This window comes from Sulfobacillus harzensis (assembly GCF_012933365.1).
Classification (GTDB): domain Bacteria; phylum Bacillota; class Sulfobacillia; order Sulfobacillales; family Sulfobacillaceae; genus Sulfobacillus_B; species Sulfobacillus_B harzensis.
Window position 1 is genome coordinate 27971 of the sequence record NZ_JABBVZ010000015.1, and the last position, 15652, is coordinate 43622.

Here is a 15652-nt window from a genome sequence, read left to right on the forward strand (position 1 = left end):
AAAAGAAAAGACCTCCTGTAACAGGAGGTGCAGGAATCCGGCGCAGGGTTCCTGCGCCGGCAACATCGGCTCAGGAATTCGCGGAGGCCTCTTCGGCCCCTTCTGCTACCCGTTCTAAAAGCTGAACCAAGGTTTCAATCTCCGCAGGCCCCAGAGGATTGAGCAACTCCTTCATTTGCTGATGTCGCTCCCGCTGCAGCCGCAACATGCGGTCCTTGCCTTCGCCACTCAAGTCGACCCAAACTACCCGGCGATCCTCGCGCGAACGGGTCCGTTCCACCACCCCCTGATTAACCAGGCGGTCAATGATGCCCGTTGCCCCGGCTAGCGAGATTCCAAGACTCTCCGCAATCGCGCCCATCGCCATTGGCCCCTGGTTAAACAGCATGCGCAACACCGCAAATTGCCCAAAGGTTAAGGTATCGTCCGGCATGCGGCGGCGGGACAAACGAGAAATGCGCGTAAAGATAGCATCTAAACGATCAATTACCTCGTCACGGTCGGCCATGCGTTCGCCTCCAACAGCATTGTCTCGGGATGTAGTCCCCGCCCGTCGACGGAATTCCCCACCCGTCTCCAGTATCCATCATATCAATCAACATGCGACAGGGTTCCCGAAAATTCTTGCTTGGGCCCTGCCACAATATGCTTAATAAGGTTTATTTTACCATATACTCGAAAGGTAAACAGTACTTCAACGAAATAATTTCCCCAAACCCCTTGTTTAGCGATCCACCAGGGCTCGGGCAAAAAAGAGAAGATTGGCCGGGCGTTCCGCGATTCGCCGAACATAATAGGCGTACCAGTCTTCACCATATGGAACATAGACACGTGTCCGGTATCCCTCACGGGCTAAACTCTCCAGCAAGGAGAACTTCACGCCGTAGAGCATTTGGAACTCAAAACGATCCCGCTCAATATTTTCTTCGTGAAGAAACTTTAAAATGCGTCCTATCAATTGCTCATCATGAGTGCCAATGGCCGTATAATTTCCCAGCTTGAGCGACTCCTGAACCAACTGAAGATAATTTTCGTCAACATCGGCCTTGCTGGGAAAGGCCACGGAAACCGGTTCCATATAGGCACCCTTGACAATCCGGAAGTTCCGCGGCGGGTTGGACAGCCGTCGTAAATCATCCATGGTGCGATAGAGATAGGCCTGAAGCACCACGCCGACATGACCTGGGTGCGCTTGATAAGCCTCATCATAAAGCCTCAATGTGACGTCCGTATAGGGCGAGTCCTCCATGTCAATGCGGACGAAGTTTCCCGTCTCCTCGGCCCGCGTCACAATCTCGTCCAAGTTTCGCTGGGCTAAATCTTCATTCAACGCTAATCCCATCATCGTCAGCTTCAATGACACATTAGCGTTCACGCCCGATTGATGGATGCCGTCCAACATAGCCAAATAGCTATTCTTGGCGTCCATGGCCTCCGCTTCCGACCGTACCGACTCGCCCAAATGGTCAAGCGTGACCATCACACCCCGGCCATTGATTTCGCGGATGCGCTCGATCGCTTCCGGCAAGGTGCTTCCCGCGACAAAACGCGCCGCACCCAACTGCATGCCATAACGCTTGACCATGCCTTCCACCACGGGGTTTCCCCCAAGTCCCAGCACGACTTCCCGAAACATCCCATTTTCCCCCTTAGCCTTTGCCCGATGCCGGTTCCCGAAACTGAATGTCTTCCAATGTGAGTCCCCTCGGAGGCGCCAGAGCCCCCACCTTATCCGCCGGAAATGCCAAACCATGCCGAATGCGGTCCATGTCGCCCCCGGGCTCGGCTGCCTCCAGCATCGCCCCCACCAAGTGCCGTACCATGCGGTACAAAAACCCATTCCCTAGTACCTGATAGCGCCATACCAAACCCGCTTCTTCCATAACCCAACGACTCACCAAGAGAGTTCGGACGGTGGTCTCGGCGCTGGAACCCTCCGTACGAAATGCCTGAAAGTCATGGCGGCCTAAGAAAAGTGCGGCAGCCTGGTTCAGTCGTGTCCACGATAATGCGTCAGGCCGCCAGAGTGCGCGTCGATAGAGAGACAAGGGCGGAGGGGTCGGCGCGCGCCACAAACGATAGCTGTACTGCTTCCATGAAGCCGCCCGCCGCGGGTCCCATCCCTTAGGAACCCAAAATGCCGCGCGTATTTGAATATCCGGCGGCAGCCGTCGATTCAGCACCACAGGGACTTTTTCCAGCGGCATCGCCACCGTCCCCCGCCATACCACCACTTGTCCCGCAGCATGGACACCCGCATCCGTGCGGCTGGCGCCGATCGACCGGCCTGGCCCGAGCACGCCCGCGAGTGTTTGGTCTAGAACCGCTTGCACCGTGGAGCACCCGTCTGGCTGCTTCTGAAATCCATGATAATCAGTTCCGTCGTAGCGAACAATCATCCCTAGCTCGCGTGGCTCCGAACATGAAAGCACGGCACCCGGAATGAACCGTGGTGCCGTGTCCTCGCTCGCCATCTTTACACCAATTCAAGAATCGCCATAGGGGCGGCATCGCCCTGGCGAAAACCCGTGCGCATAATTCGGGTGTACCCGCCGGTACGGTCCTGATAACGCGGGCCCAACGTGGTGAACAGCTTGGTTACCACGTCCTCGTCCCAAATGTAGGCCAGCGCCTGCCGGCGGGCCGCCAGATCCCCGCGTTTGCCGAGAGTGATCATGTGCTCTGCCACCCGGTTCACTTCCCGGGCGCGCGTGACGGTGGTTTGAATCCGCTCTTCGCGCAAGAGCGATGTCACCAGATTTCGCATCATAGCCCGGCGATGTCCACCGTTCCGGCCTAGTTTGCGATGATGTCCAGGCATCGTTCTGTCTCCTTTGTGCGAATAATGTCTTACTCCTCGGAGGGTCTCAAGGACAAGCCCAAACTTGCCAGCTTCTCCTTTACTTCTTCCAAGGACTTCTTGCCAAGGTTACGCACCTTCATCATGTCTTCATCCGTCTTGGCGGTAAGCTCTCCGACGGTGTTAATGCCGGCCCGCTTCAAACAATTAAAGGAGCGCACCGACAGGTCCAATTCTTCGATAGGCATCTCCAACAAGCGATCGCGCTTATCTTCCTCGCGTTCCACGCCGATCTCCACGCCTGGCACGCCATCCGTGAGGTTGACAAATAGCCTTAAGTGGTCCGACAAAATCTTGCTCCCCATGGAGACAGCCTCCTCAGGGGTGAGCGATCCATCCGTCCACACTTCCAGCGTCAGTCGGTCGTAGTCCGTGATGTTGCCCACACGCGTGTCTTCCACACACCAGTTCGCCTTCACCACGGGGCTAAAAATGGAGTCGACGGGAATAGCTCCAATAGCCTGTTCCGACCGCTTATTCTTATCCGCAGGCACATAACCGCGCCCACGCTCAATGGTCATTTCCATCGACAGCTTGGCTCCCTCGTCTACATAGGCAATGTGTTGCGAGGGATCCAAAATATCCACATCCGCATCAGCGAGGATATCGGCTGCGGTCACTTCCGCGGGCCCTTCCTTGTCGATCCGAACCATTTTCGGCTCGTCAGACCAAGACTTGAGGGCGAGCCGCTTCAGGTTGAGGATGATATCCGCCGTGTCTTCAAGGACGCCCGGAATGACCGAAAATTCATGAAGAACGCCCTCGATCCGAACGGATGTCACAGCCGTCCCGGGAAGTGAGCTTAGAAGAATTCTCCTAAGCGAATTGCCAAGGGTGATGCCATAGCCCCGATCGAGAGGCTCCACCACAAACTGCCCATAATTGGGCTCATTGCCTTCGTCAACCCGTCGAATTTCCGGTTTCTCGATTTCGGTCATTCCACCAGCCCGCATAGGCAGGCTTTGCCCCCTTTCCAAATCCCCTGAACTAGACTCGCGAGTACCACTCAACGATGAGCTGCTCTTGCACCGGTGCGTCAATTTCGTCGCGGTTGGGCAATCGCAGTACGGTGCCACGCAAGGCCTCCGAGTTCACTTCCAGCCAAGCAGGAATCAGCCGCGAGGTAACTTCGGCCATCTGCTTGAACCGGGGCTTTTGCCGACTGCTTTCACGGACTTCGATGACGTCTCCGGGCTTGACGGCGAACGACGGGATATTCACCCGACGACCGTTAACCTGAAAGTGATTGTGCCGAACTAGTTGGCGCGCTTCGGCCCGCGAGGACGCAAGCCCCATGCGATAAACGACATTGTCCAGCCGCCGCTCCAACGCCTGCAGCAACACTTCGCCGGTGACGCCTTGCTTCTTTTCCGCTTTCTCGAAGTACCGGGCAAATTGGCCCTCCATGACCCCGTAGGTCCGGCGTGCCTTTTGCTTTTCACGCAACTGTACCCCGTACTCAGAAAGTTTACGGCGCGTGTTGCCCTGTCCATGCTGACCCGGCGGATACGGCCGGCGGTTTACTGGACACTTGTCGGTAAAGCACTTCTCACCCTTCAGGTATAGCTTGGTCCCCTCCCGTCGGCAGAGCTTGCAAACGGGTCCTGTATAACGTGCCATGTGTTGCGCCTCCTTCCTTTCTGTTTGTTAGACTCGACGCCGCTTGGGCGGACGACACCCGTTGTGCGGAATCGGGGTTACATCTTTAATCATGCTAACCTCTAAGCCCGCAGCCTGCAACGAACGAATGGCAGCCTCGCGACCGGATCCCGGTCCCTTGACCAACACTTCCACTTCTCGAACACCGTACTCCATGGCTCCCTTGGCAGCCGTTTCCGCGGCTAACTGAGCAGCAAATGGGGTACTCTTACGACTGCCCTTAAAACCAGAGCCGCCAGCCGACGCCCACGACAAGGCATTGCCTTGGGGATCGGTAATGGTCACGATGGTATTATTAAAGGTCGAACGAATATGGGCAACTCCTCGATCGACGTGACGACGGTCACGGCGCTTGGTCCGTGTGTTTCGACGCGTTGGCATATGGCCAGAAACCCCTCCTTAGTTGTCCTTACTTTTTACGCTTGGCTCCCACGGTACGACGCGGTCCCTTGCGAGTACGCGCGTTGGTCTTGGTCCGTTGACCACGCACAGGTAAGCCGCGGCGGTGCCGAAGACCCCGGTACGACCCAATATCAATCAGACGCTTGATGTTCATTTGCACCTCACGGCGCAAATCACCCTCCACGCGCCAATCGCGGTCCACTACCTCGCGAATGCGGCTAACCTCTTCCTCAGTTAAATCCCGCACCCGGGTATCCGGATCCACCTGGCTCTCTGCCAGGATTTGTCGCGCCGCCGGCCAGCCAATGCCATAGATGTACGGCAGAGCTGCCTCAATGCGCTTGTCCCGCGGCAAGTCAATTCCAGCAATACGCGCCACTAGATATCCTCCTTCTAACCTTGTGCCTGCTTATGCTTGGGATTCTCGCAGATGACCATCACTCGCCCATGGCGTTTGATGACCTTGCACTTCTCACAAATCGGCTTCACGGACGCCCGAACCTTCATGGCGGTCTCCTCCCCTTGTCCAAAATTACTCCCCTGCCGCTTGGGATCGGCCAGACCCAGAGCGCGGGCGGCCAACACCACGCCGTCTACTTGTAACGATAGGTAATGCGACCGCGTGTCAAATCGTAAGGCGACAGTTGCACCGTCACTTTGTCGCCCGGCAAAATTTTGATAAAGTGCATACGAATTTTGCCCGAGACATGCGCCAACACCTTATGACCATTGGATAATTCCACACGGAACATGGCGTTGGGCAACGGTTCAATGACTGTTCCTTCGACTTCAATCGCGTCTTCCTTGGCCAACGATTTCCCCCCTTTCGCCAATCTTAAAATTCCTGCACTGACAATTTTGCCCAAATTCGCCCGACAGTATCCCCATCAGTATCCGATCCATTATACCCAATTTCTCAAGAAATTGCAGTCAGTATTTCTGGACCGTCGTCGTCAATGAAGATCGTGTGCTCGAAATGGGCCGAAAGACTATGGTCGCGGGTTGTCACCGTCCACCCGTCGTCTCCCACATCCACCGCATAACCGCCCAGATTCACCATCGGCTCAATGGCAATGGCGAGCCCCGGCTTCAGCAGCAATCCGCGGCCAGCCGTTCCATAATTGGGCACTTGCGGCTCCTCATGCATTTGTCGACCCACGCCGTGGCCCACAAAATCCCGCACCACGCTGAAACCGTGGGATTCCACATGTTGTTGGACGGCGGCTGAGATATCGCCTAAACGCTGGCCTACCCGCGCTTGTTCAATGCCCCGGTAGAGTGCTTCCTCCGTCACCCGGACCAATTCGGCAGCTCGCTCGTCGGGGGGCTCACCGACAAAAGTGCTGAAGGCAGCGTCACCAACAAAACCATCCACCGTAGCGCCCAGATCAATACTCACCAGGTCCCCGGGCTTGAGAAGCCGAGGTCCTGGAATGCCGTGAACAACCTGATCGTTGACGGACACACAGACGCTGGCCGGATAGCCGTGGTATCCCTTGAACACGGGGATACCGCCTCGCGCCTTAATGCCGCGATCCGCCACATGGTCCAATTCCCTGGTGGTTATGCCGGGCTTGACCGCTGCACGCAATTCCGCCAGCACCTCGCCCACCACACGGCCAGCCCGTCGCATTTTTTCCCGGTCGCGAGCACTTTTCAACTCAATCATGAGAGCCTCTCCTGAATCGCCCGGGTCACCTCGTCCACCGGCTGCTCGCCGTCAAAACGGGCCAAAAGTCCGAGCTTTTCATAGTAAGCGACCAAGGGCGCCGTTTCCTCGCGATAGACCTCCAGCCGCCGCGACACCGTGGCCTCGCTGTCATCCGGACGCTGGACCAGCTCGGCGCCGCATACATCGCAGATGCCGGCCTGCTTCGGGGGCTGAAAGACCACGTTATAGGTCGCTCCGCACCCAGGACAGACCCGGCGACCGGTCAGCCGAGCCATCAGGACGTCATGATTGACCGTCAAATACACCACACAGGTCAGTTGTCTTCCCATGGTCCTCAAGGCCGTCTGAAAATGTTCGGCTTGATTAAGGTTGCGCGGAAACCCGTCGAGAATGAATCCGGGCTTGGCATCGGGCTCGCTGAGGCGGGCACTGACCATACGCTCGGTCACGTCATCCGGCACCAACGTTCCCTCATCCATATACCGCTTCGCCAACTGCCCCAGCTCCGTGCCCTCGGCCAGGTTCTTTCGGAAAATGTCCCCGGTGGAGATATGGGGAATTCCGAAGGCGTCAGCCAAACGCTTTGCCTGGGTACCCTTTCCCGATCCGGGAGGGCCCAATAGCACTAATTCCATGCCATGCCCTCCTATTTCATAAACCCTTGATACTGCTGCATAATCATCTGCGCCTGCATCTGCTTCAAGGTGTCTAGCGCCACGCCGACAATAATGAGCAGCGACGTACCGCCGAAATACAAATTGATGCCAATGCCAAGGCTCAAGAGACTGGGCAGAACCGCCACAATACCCAAAAACACGGCGCCGAAGGCGGTGAGGCGCCCACTAACGCGGCCCAGGTATTCCGAGGTGGGCTTGCCGGGACGGATTCCGGGTATATGACCGCCGGCCTTTTTCAAGTTGTCGGCCACATCGTCCACCTTAAACACCACTTGGGTGTAAAAGAAGGTGAACACCACTACCAAGAGAAACTCCAGCACGATATAGAGCGGCGTCGTGAACCCGAGGTAATGCTCCACAATTGTGACCCAGTTTCCCTTGAAGAATTGCGCGATCGTTCCGGGCAGAATCAAGAGAGAAATGGCAAAAATGACGGGAATAACGCCCGCCTGGTTCACCCGTATGGGCAAGTGAGTGTTTTGGCCTTGATAGATGCGGCGTCCCACCACCCGCTTGGGGTATTGCACCGGCACATTACGCTGACCTTCATTGACATAGACCACGGCGGCGATAATAATCACCGCAACAACCAAGAAGATAACCAGTTTCGGGATGCTGAGAACGCCCGCGGTGACGTACTGGGCGAGAACCTGGATGCCATATGGCAACCGGGACACAATCCCAAACATCACCAACAGGGAAATTCCGTTCCCAATACCCTTTTCACTGAGTTGCTCGCCAATCCACATCAGGAGGGTCGAACCCGCCAGCAGCATGAATGCCGTGAAGAAAATCATCCATACTGCGTGATGTTGATAGACCGACTGTCCACTAGCATTGTAACGATACAAATAGAACGAGACGCCCATGGCTTGGAGAAATCCCAGGCCCACCGAAAGCCAGCGGGTCCACTGGTTCATCTTCTTTTGGCCTTCCTCGCCCTCTTTGCTCCATTCTTCCACGGAGGGAAGAACCACCGTCATTAGCTGCATGATAATGCTGGCGTTAATGTACGGCACAATACTCAGCGCAAAAATGGACAGGGTGGCGGTCGCTCCCCCGCTGAACAAGTTGAGCAGTCCAAAAATACTGGCCTGCTGCTTGAACAACGATTGAATGACCGCCGCGTTCACGCCCGGAATAGGGATGTGGACGCCCAGCCGAAAGACCACCAGCATGCCCACGGTAAACAAAAGCTTCTTGGTCAGCTGGGAGCCCTTCAGCGCTCCCATCATCGCGTTTTGGGCCACTTAAACCACCTCGGCCCGTCCCGAAGCCGCCTCAATCTTTTCCTTGGCAGACTTGGAGAACGCGTTAGCCTGAACCGTCAAAGCCCGGTCAATTTCTCCGTCTCCCAAAATCTTGACGGGTAGGTTGCGGCGCACCAAACGGGCCTCTTTTAACAAATCGATGGTTACGACGCTATCGGGAGCAAACTGGTTCAAGTCGCCCAGGTTCACAACCTCATACTCCACCCGGAAGGGGTTCTTAAATCCGCGCTTCGGCAAGCGCCGTTGCAACGGCATCTGACCGCCTTCAAATCCGGGACGAATTCGACCGCCGGCACGGGCTTTCTGCCCCTTGTGACCGCGCCCGGCCGTCTTGCCGAGACCCGAACCAAGTCCACGGCCGCGGCGGGTCTTCCGCTGGTGCGATCCGGCAGCAGGCCGCAATTCATTGAGTCGCATCTAGTCGTTTCCCTCCTCAACCTCTTCCACGCGGACCAGATGGCGCACCTTGTGAACCATGCCGCGAATTGAGGGATTGTCGTCTTTCTCCACTGTACGCCACATCTTTCCCAGGCCCAACGACTTTACGGTGTCTTTTTGGTCTTTGGCATACCCGATCGGGCTCTTAACCAAGGTAATGCGCAGCTTAGCCATGATGCGCCCCTCCTAGTACCTGTTGCAGCGTGAGGCCGCGCAGTTTCGCGACATGTTGCGCGCTCTTCAACTGCTTGAGGCCTTCCATGGTGGCAGCCACCACGTTATTGGGATTGGAGGTGCCCAGCGATTTGGTCAGCACATCGTGCACCCCGGCCGCCTCCAGCACCGCACGCACCGCGCCCCCAGCAATGACACCCGTGCCGGGCGCTGCTGGCTTAATCAAGACGCGTCCCGACCCGAACGTGCCAATCACCTGATGGGGAATGGTGGTCCCCAGCCGGGGAACCGTAATCATATGCTTTTTGGCATCTTCGATGCCCTTGCGAATGGCTTCGGGAATCTCGGCCGCTTTACCTAAGCCAACTCCCACCTTGCCATCCTCGTCGCCGACAACCACCAACGCGCTGAAGCTAAAGCGCCGGCCGCCCTTGACCACTTTGGCCACACGATTGATGGCCACTACCTTTTCTTTGTACTCGCCCGCGCCACGCTTGTCGTCGCCCGGTTGATTTTGCCCGCGTGCCATAATAGCCCCCTCGAATTAAAAGTCTAAGCCGGCTTCGCGCGCTGCGTCGGCCAAAGCCTTGACGCGACCGTGATACCGGTATCCGCCGCGATCGAACACAACTTTCTTCACCCCGTGCTCAAGCGCCCGCTTGGCAACCAAACGGCCTACTTCCCGTGCCTTGTCGACCGTTAACCGCCCTGGCTGAGCCTTGAGACCCGCTTCCAAGGTGGAAGCCGCCGCAATAGTACGGCCCTGGGTGTCATCAATAATCTGGGCGTAGATATTCAAATTCGATCGAAAGACATTAAGGCGCGGCCGCTCGGACGTCCCGTGCACTTTCGCGCGAATCCGCAAATGACGCTTTTTACGCGCCGCGTTCCTGTCAAATCGCTTGTACACGCCTAATCCCTCACTTCTTTCCGGTCTTTCCGACCTTACGGCGGATGCGTTCGCCCTTATAGTGAATCCCCTTGCCCTTGTATGGCTCCGGCGGTCTGACGCCGCGAATTTTAGCGGCGATTTCGCCGACCACTTCACGATTGTATCCCTTCACCAACACGTTGGTTGGGTTGGGCACGTCAAACTCAATGCCTTCCGGCGGGTCAATGTGCACCGGGTGCGAAAATCCCACCGTTAAGACTAATCGTTGACCTTGCTTCGAGGCACGATAACCGACACCAGCCAGCTCCAGGTGCTTCTCAAAGCCCTTGGAGACACCTTCCACCATGTTGGCGATCAGGGTCCGGGACAAGCCCCACTGCGCCCGCGCGTCGCCGCTCTCGTCTACCGGCACGACACGAATGGTGCTGCCTTCCATCTCCACCCGCACTTCCGGCCGCAAGGTCCGCTCCAAGGTGCCCTTGGCGCCCTTAACCCGTACAGTCTGGCCATTGAGCGTCACTTCCACCCCAGCCGGAACCGCAATTGGTTGTTTGCCTATCCGAGACATGCTTCTTTCCTCCCCTAACCGGGCATTCTACCACACGTAACAGAGTACTTCGCCGCCGATATGCTCCTCGCGCGCCTGCTTCTCGGTCATAACGCCCCGAGAGGTGGATAGCACCGCAATGCCCAAACCGCCCAACACCCGGGGCAGTTCATCGTGGCCGGCATAGACCCGAAGACCCGGACGGCTGATGCGCTTCAACCCGGTGATAACGCGCTCCCGGTTGCTGCCATACTTCAGATGCAGGCGTAGAATGCCCTGCTTCCCGTCCTCAACCAACTCATAGTCCCGGATATAGCCCTCCTGCTTCAAAATCTGGGCTATCGCCCGCTTCATGCGGGATGCCGGTATATCGACGACCTCGCGGTACACAACATTGGCGTTGCGAATGCGGGTCAACATGTCCGCAATCGGATCAGTCACGACGATCCTCCTCCCTAAAAGTTACCAGCTTGCCTTGCGCACGCCGGGAATTTCGCCCTTGTGCGCCAGCTGTCGAAAGCACAGGCGACATAGCCCAAAATCGCGCAAATACCCATGGGGTCGTCCGCAGAGCTGGCAACGATGGTACTTCCGCACGCCGTACTTGGGCTTTCTCTTGGCCTTCGCAATTAATGACTTTTTGGCCATAATCGACCTCCTTACCGGTGCTGCTGCAGGGGCATCCCCAACATGGTGAGCAACACCTGAGCTTCCTCATCGGTGTTGGCTGTGGTCACCAACGTGATGTCCATGCCGCGCAATTTGTCTACCTTGTCGTACTCAATCTCGGGAAAAATAAGCTGTTCCCGAATCCCCAGGGTGTAGCTGCCCCGACCATCAAATCCGCGCGTCGACAAGCCGCGGAAGTCCCGCACGCGAGGAAGCGCAATGTAAAAGAGCTTCTCCAAGAAATCGTACATGCGCTGTCCACGCAGCGTAACCTTCGCGCCAATCGGCATCCCGGTCCGAATCTTAAAACTCGCGATTGACTTTTTGGCTCGGGTGACCATCGGCTTCTGGCCAGTAATGCGGGTCAAGTCGTCGACCGCCGCGTCCAAGGCCTTGGAGTTGCCGACGGCATCCCCGACACCCATGTTGACCACGATCTTGGCCAGTTTGGGCACTTCCATGGGGTTTTTGTAGTGAAATCGCTCCATCAGCGCCGGAACAATCTCCTGCTGATAGCGCTCCTTCAGTGCCGACTCAATTGCCATCGTCTCTTTGTTCCTTTCCGCGCTTAATCCAGCGTTGCTCCGCAGTGTTTGCAAGCCCGAACCTTCTTGCCGTTGTACAGGAACTTGTGGGCAATGCGGGTTGGCTTCTTGCACGACTTGCAGATAAGCATCACGTTAGAGACGTGAATCGGCGCCTCTTTCGTGATGATGCCGCCTTCCGGGATGTCCGGTGTCGGCCTCTGGTGGCGCTTGACCAAGTTGACCTTCTCCACAATCACGCGATTTTCTTTCGGCATCGCCTGAATGATTTGGCCTTCCTTGCCTTTGTCACGGCCCGCCAGAACTCTGACCGTGTCGCCTTTCTTTACGTGCACCTGGCGCCCCTCCTCTCTTTCCTTACAGCACTTCCGGCGCCAACGAGATAATCTTCATGTAATCTCGTTCACGGAGTTCCCGGGCCACCGGTCCAAAGATGCGGGTACCGCGCGGCTCTTTCTCATCGCCACGCAGAATAACCGCCGCATTTTCGTCGAACTTGATGTGTGAGCCATCCGCCCGATGGCATCCGGTCTTAGTGCGCACAATGACGGCTTTGACGACGTCGCCCTTCTTGACCACGCCCCCGGGCGAAGCCGATTTGACAGAAGCGACAATCACGTCTCCGATGTTGCCGTACTTGCGATACGAGCCGCCCAACACCCGAATGCACATGATTTCCTTGGCGCCCGTGTTGTCCGCAACCTGAAGCCGCGTCTGTGGCTGGATCATCGGTCACCCTCCTTCCCTGCGTTCTCGTTAGTCTTGCTGGTGGCCTAAAATCGCCACAACCCGCCAGTTTTTCTCCTTCGACAGCGGCCGGGTCTCCTCAATCCGCACCCGATCGCCCACTCGGCAGCGATTTTCCTCATCGTGCGCCTTATACCGCTTGGTGCGGCGAATCCGGCGGCCATACATAGGGTGGGGTACCCACGACTCAACAGCCACCACAACCGTCTTGTTCATCTTGTCACTCACCACGACGCCTTCGCGCACTTTGCGCTTTGTCACCGTCTCAGCCATACTTGCCCTCCCTATCTCACGTTCTCATGGAGCTCGCGCTCTCGGAGAATGGTGTGCACCCGCGCAATGTCCTTCTTTACTTGACGGATACGCATGGGGTTTTCCAGCTGAGCCGTAGCCAGTTGAAAGCGCAGACGGAAAAGCTGCTCCTTCAGAGACTTCAATTGCGCGGTGAGCTCATCCTGGCTCATGTCTCGGAGTTCCTTAGGCTTCATGCGCATTCTCTCCTGACTCTTCTCGCTTAACGAAGCGCGTCTTGATCGGGAGCTTGTGGGCTGCAAGCCTCATGGCCTCGCGCGCCACTTCTTCCGGCACGCCGGAGAGCTCAAACATAATCCGATCCGGCTTCACCACAGCGACCCAATATTCCACATTCCCTTTTCCGGAACCTTGTCGGGTCTCGGCTGGCTTCTTGGTTACCGGTTTGTCGGGAAAAATGGTAATCCACACTTTACCACCGCGGCGGATGTACCGCGTTAAGGCCACACGTGCCGCCTCAATCTGCCGGTCCGTGATCCACGCGGGTTCCAGTGCCTGCAGGCCGTATTCACCAAAGCTCAAACTGTTGCCGCGGTGCGCGCGGCCCTTCATACGGCCCCGATGCATTTTGCGGTACTTGGTCCGTTTCGGTTGCAGCACCTTAACGCCCTCCTTCCGAAGCTGCGGCGGGACGACGGGTTTGATTCGGCAACACTTGACCCTTATAGATCCACACCTTCACGCCAATAATCCCGTAGGTGGTGTGAGCCTCCGCAAATCCGTAGTCGATGTCCGCACGGAGTGTGTGCAATGGAATCGAGCCTTCCCAGGTCCACTCCCGGCGGGCAATTTCCGCACCACCTAGGCGACCGCTAACCATTATTTTGATGCCCTTGGCGTTCTGCCGCATGGCCCGACCCAGCGCCTGCTTCATGGCACGCTTGAACCCAATGCGCTTCTCCAATTGCGAAGCAACCGACTCGGCGACCAGTTGAGCATCCGTGTCCGGGCTCTTGACTTCCACGATGTTGAGGTTGACCTGCTTTTTGGTCAGCGCCTCCAACTCTTTCTTCAACGCCTCGACGCCAACGCCACCCTTGCCGATCACCATGCCCGGCTTTCCGGTGTGCACCGTAATCTTCAGCTTGTTGGCCGCTCCGCGTTCAATCTCCACCCGCGAGATGCCGGCGTTGTAATGGCGCTTTTTCACGAACCGCCGAATTTGGTAATCCTCGCCCAGAAGCTCCGGGGTCGTCTTTTGGTTTCCATACCAACGCGAGTCCCAGCTCTTCACGATGCCGAGCCGAAGTCCCTTGGGATGTATCTTTTGACCCATGCTTGCCCCCCTAACCTTGGTGCCGTGGCCGCAGCACCACGGAGATGTGACTGGTCCGCTTCATAATCGGAAACGCTTGCCCACGGCTTCTGGGATGAATCCGCTTCAGGATCGGCCCGCCATCGACCCAAATCTCCGCCACGTAAAGATCCCGGGGATCGAGGTCATGGTTGTTCTGCGCGTTGGCGGCCGCACTCTGAATGAGCTTCGCCACCACCTTGGACGCCCGCTTGGGCGTATGGCGCAAAATCGCCTGGGCATCGCGGAGGTTCTTGCCGCGAACCAAGTTCACCACAATACGAACCTTGCGGGGAGCGATGCGTACATGACGTACGTGCGCACGAGCTTCTGCTGTTTCTGCCATCGTCTCCGCCCCCTATCGCATGCCGGTCGACCGCTCGGATTTGTCCGCGTGACCCTTGAACGTCCGGGTAGGCGCGAACTCGCCCAGCTTGTGACCGACCATTTCTTCACTAATGTAGATGGGTACGTGCCGCCGCCCATCATGCACTGCAATCGTGTGTCCGACCATTTCCGGCACGATTGTCGAGGCGCGCGCCCACGTCTTCACAACGCGTTTTTCATTGCGCGCATTTTGGCCCTCAATCTTCTTCAAGAGGCTTTCCTCGACATAAGGTCCTTTTTTCACTGAACGACCCATGCTTGCCTCCTACTTCCGGCGACGGACAATCAAGCGGTCCGAAGCCTTTCGCTTTTTGCGCGTCTTCTTGCCCAAGGCCGGCTTGCCCCATGGCGTCACCGGATGCTTGCGGCCAATCGGCGCCTTGCCTTCACCACCACCATGCGGGTGGTCTACCGGGTTCATCACTACACCGCGCACCGAAGGGCGCCGGCCCAACCAGCGATGGCGACCCGCCTTGCCGATGGAGATGTTTTCATGCTCTACGTTGCCGACCTGTCCGACCGTTGCCATGCAGGTGACGGGGACGCGCCGAAGCTCGCCCGAAGGCAGCCGCAACAAAGCATAGCGCCCTTCCCGGGCAGCCAGCTGCGCCGAGGTTCCTGCTGACCGGGCCAACTGAGCACCGCGCCCGGGGTGCATTTCGACGGCGTGAACCACAGTACCGACCGGGATATCTGAGAGCGCCAACGCGTTGCCAGGCTTGATGTCCGCTCCGGGACCCGCCAACACCTGGTCGCCCACCTTCAATCCCAAAGGAGCCAAAATATAGGCCTTGTCGCCGTCCTGGTACTCCAACAGCGCAATCCGCGCCGTACGAAACGGGTCGTACTCGATGGCGGTCACGGTAGCGGGAACGCCCTGCTTTTGCCGCTTGAAGTCAATCTTGCGGTAAAGCCTCTTGGTGCCTCCACCGCGATGGCGCACCGTGATGCGACCGTAGTTGTTTCGGCCAGCCTTGCGGTGCAGTCCCTCGGTAAGGGACTTCTCCGGCTTCTTTTTGGTGATCTCCTCAAACGTGGAGACCGTCATCTGCCGAACTCCGGGGGAGGTCGGTTTCATCTTGCGAACTGGCATCGTGTCCTCCTCC

The 15652-nt window shown here is 57.4% G+C and carries 30 protein-coding genes; all 30 read right to left on the minus strand.

Translation table 11 applies throughout. The features are described from left to right. Positions 1 to 70: 70 nt before the first annotated feature. On the minus strand, positions 71 to 508 hold the full coding sequence (locus HIJ39_RS06430; protein WP_169097883.1) for a MarR family winged helix-turn-helix transcriptional regulator: 438 nt from the start codon (positions 506 to 508) through the stop codon (positions 71 to 73). Positions 509 to 724: 216 nt separating this feature from the next. Next, on the minus strand, positions 725 to 1636 hold the full coding sequence (locus HIJ39_RS06435) for a proline dehydrogenase family protein (protein ID WP_169097885.1): 912 nt from the start codon (positions 1634 to 1636) through the stop codon (positions 725 to 727). 13 nt (positions 1637 to 1649) lie between these two features. Then, positions 1650 to 2399 (minus strand): tRNA pseudouridine synthase A, encoded by a 750-nt coding sequence (locus tag HIJ39_RS06440; protein WP_243239394.1) that lies wholly within the window; start codon positions 2397 to 2399, stop codon positions 1650 to 1652. A 77-nt stretch (positions 2400 to 2476) separates the two neighbouring features. Beyond that, positions 2477 to 2821, minus strand: a complete 345-nt coding sequence (rplQ, locus tag HIJ39_RS06445; RefSeq protein WP_169097889.1) for a 50S ribosomal protein L17 — start codon at positions 2819 to 2821, stop codon at positions 2477 to 2479. Positions 2822 to 2850: 29 nt separating this feature from the next. Then, on the minus strand, positions 2851 to 3798 hold the full coding sequence (locus HIJ39_RS06450) for a DNA-directed RNA polymerase subunit alpha (RefSeq protein WP_169097891.1): 948 nt from the start codon (positions 3796 to 3798) through the stop codon (positions 2851 to 2853). A gap of 49 nt (positions 3799 to 3847) precedes the next feature. Next, entirely contained in the window at positions 3848 to 4480 is a 633-nt protein-coding gene (rpsD, locus tag HIJ39_RS06455; protein ID WP_169097893.1) for a 30S ribosomal protein S4, read from the minus strand. Positions 4481 to 4507: 27 nt separating this feature from the next. Further along, positions 4508 to 4900: a 30S ribosomal protein S11 gene (gene rpsK / locus HIJ39_RS06460; RefSeq protein WP_169097895.1), complete on the minus strand. Its 393-nt coding sequence runs from the start codon at positions 4898 to 4900 to the stop codon at positions 4508 to 4510. Between the two features lie 28 nt (positions 4901 to 4928). Then, positions 4929 to 5300 (minus strand): 30S ribosomal protein S13, encoded by a 372-nt coding sequence (rpsM, locus tag HIJ39_RS06465; protein ID WP_169097897.1) that lies wholly within the window; start codon positions 5298 to 5300, stop codon positions 4929 to 4931. Positions 5301 to 5314: 14 nt separating this feature from the next. Further along, on the minus strand, positions 5315 to 5428 hold the full coding sequence (gene rpmJ, locus HIJ39_RS06470; RefSeq protein ID WP_014344626.1) for a 50S ribosomal protein L36: 114 nt from the start codon (positions 5426 to 5428) through the stop codon (positions 5315 to 5317). Between the two features lie 86 nt (positions 5429 to 5514). Next, positions 5515 to 5733: a translation initiation factor IF-1 gene (gene infA, locus HIJ39_RS06475; RefSeq protein ID WP_169097898.1), complete on the minus strand. Its 219-nt coding sequence runs from the start codon at positions 5731 to 5733 to the stop codon at positions 5515 to 5517. A gap of 104 nt (positions 5734 to 5837) precedes the next feature. After that, positions 5838 to 6590: a type I methionyl aminopeptidase gene (gene map, locus HIJ39_RS06480; protein ID WP_169097900.1), complete on the minus strand. Its 753-nt coding sequence runs from the start codon at positions 6588 to 6590 to the stop codon at positions 5838 to 5840. Further along, the gene (locus HIJ39_RS06485) at positions 6587 to 7228 is read right to left on the minus strand and encodes an adenylate kinase (RefSeq protein WP_169097902.1); all 642 of its coding nucleotides are present in this window, start codon (positions 7226 to 7228) and stop codon (positions 6587 to 6589) included. Before HIJ39_RS06485 ends, map begins: the two co-directional genes overlap by 4 nt. An 11-nt stretch (positions 7229 to 7239) precedes the next feature. Then, a complete protein-coding gene (secY, locus tag HIJ39_RS06490; RefSeq protein WP_169097904.1) occupies positions 7240 to 8520 on the minus strand; it encodes a preprotein translocase subunit SecY in 1281 nt (426 codons plus the stop codon). After that, positions 8521 to 8958 (minus strand): 50S ribosomal protein L15, encoded by a 438-nt coding sequence (rplO, locus tag HIJ39_RS06495; protein ID WP_169097906.1) that lies wholly within the window; start codon positions 8956 to 8958, stop codon positions 8521 to 8523. Then, positions 8959 to 9153 carry a 50S ribosomal protein L30 gene (gene rpmD / locus HIJ39_RS06500; protein ID WP_169097908.1) on the minus strand — a complete coding sequence of 65 codons (195 nt, stop codon included), beginning with the start codon at positions 9151 to 9153 and terminating at the stop codon, positions 8959 to 8961. Next, complete coding sequence (gene rpsE, locus HIJ39_RS06505; protein WP_169097910.1) at positions 9146 to 9682, minus strand: 30S ribosomal protein S5; 537 nt, start codon at positions 9680 to 9682, stop codon at positions 9146 to 9148. The genes rpmD and rpsE overlap by 8 nt, the downstream gene beginning before the upstream one ends. 15 nt (positions 9683 to 9697) lie before the next feature. Next, entirely contained in the window at positions 9698 to 10063 is a 366-nt protein-coding gene (gene rplR / locus HIJ39_RS06510; protein WP_169097913.1) for a 50S ribosomal protein L18, read from the minus strand. A 10-nt stretch (positions 10064 to 10073) separates the two neighbouring features. Continuing rightward, entirely contained in the window at positions 10074 to 10613 is a 540-nt protein-coding gene (gene rplF, locus HIJ39_RS06515) for a 50S ribosomal protein L6 (RefSeq protein ID WP_169097915.1), read from the minus strand. Between the two features lie 27 nt (positions 10614 to 10640). Next, positions 10641 to 11039, minus strand: coding sequence for a 30S ribosomal protein S8 (rpsH, locus tag HIJ39_RS06520; protein WP_169097981.1), 399 nt, complete (start codon positions 11037 to 11039; stop codon positions 10641 to 10643). A gap of 15 nt (positions 11040 to 11054) precedes the next feature. After that, a complete protein-coding gene (locus HIJ39_RS06525; protein ID WP_169097917.1) occupies positions 11055 to 11240 on the minus strand; it encodes a type Z 30S ribosomal protein S14 in 186 nt (61 codons plus the stop codon). An 11-nt stretch (positions 11241 to 11251) separates the two neighbouring features. Next, entirely contained in the window at positions 11252 to 11806 is a 555-nt protein-coding gene (gene rplE / locus HIJ39_RS06530; RefSeq protein ID WP_169097983.1) for a 50S ribosomal protein L5, read from the minus strand. A 23-nt stretch (positions 11807 to 11829) separates the two neighbouring features. Next, complete coding sequence (gene rplX / locus HIJ39_RS06535) at positions 11830 to 12141, minus strand: 50S ribosomal protein L24 (RefSeq protein WP_169097919.1); 312 nt, start codon at positions 12139 to 12141, stop codon at positions 11830 to 11832. A gap of 22 nt (positions 12142 to 12163) precedes the next feature. Next, complete coding sequence (gene rplN, locus HIJ39_RS06540; RefSeq protein ID WP_169097921.1) at positions 12164 to 12535, minus strand: 50S ribosomal protein L14; 372 nt, start codon at positions 12533 to 12535, stop codon at positions 12164 to 12166. Between the two features lie 27 nt (positions 12536 to 12562). Next, a complete protein-coding gene (rpsQ, locus tag HIJ39_RS06545) occupies positions 12563 to 12826 on the minus strand; it encodes a 30S ribosomal protein S17 (protein ID WP_169097923.1) in 264 nt (87 codons plus the stop codon). An 11-nt stretch (positions 12827 to 12837) separates the two neighbouring features. Beyond that, positions 12838 to 13041 carry a 50S ribosomal protein L29 gene (gene rpmC / locus HIJ39_RS06550; protein WP_169097924.1) on the minus strand — a complete coding sequence of 68 codons (204 nt, stop codon included), beginning with the start codon at positions 13039 to 13041 and terminating at the stop codon, positions 12838 to 12840. Further along, positions 13031 to 13465 carry a 50S ribosomal protein L16 gene (gene rplP / locus HIJ39_RS06555; RefSeq protein ID WP_169097926.1) on the minus strand — a complete coding sequence of 145 codons (435 nt, stop codon included), beginning with the start codon at positions 13463 to 13465 and terminating at the stop codon, positions 13031 to 13033. The genes rpmC and rplP overlap by 11 nt, the downstream gene beginning before the upstream one ends. Position 13466: 1 nt before the next feature. After that, positions 13467 to 14141 (minus strand): 30S ribosomal protein S3, encoded by a 675-nt coding sequence (gene rpsC, locus HIJ39_RS06560; protein WP_169097928.1) that lies wholly within the window; start codon positions 14139 to 14141, stop codon positions 13467 to 13469. A gap of 10 nt (positions 14142 to 14151) precedes the next feature. Beyond that, positions 14152 to 14505 (minus strand): 50S ribosomal protein L22, encoded by a 354-nt coding sequence (gene rplV / locus HIJ39_RS06565; protein WP_169097930.1) that lies wholly within the window; start codon positions 14503 to 14505, stop codon positions 14152 to 14154. Positions 14506 to 14517: 12 nt separating this feature from the next. Further along, complete coding sequence (gene rpsS / locus HIJ39_RS06570) at positions 14518 to 14802, minus strand: 30S ribosomal protein S19 (RefSeq protein WP_169097932.1); 285 nt, start codon at positions 14800 to 14802, stop codon at positions 14518 to 14520. Between the two features lie 9 nt (positions 14803 to 14811). After that, positions 14812 to 15639, minus strand: a complete 828-nt coding sequence (gene rplB / locus HIJ39_RS06575) for a 50S ribosomal protein L2 (RefSeq protein WP_169097934.1) — start codon at positions 15637 to 15639, stop codon at positions 14812 to 14814. Positions 15640 to 15652: the final 13 nt, after the last annotated feature.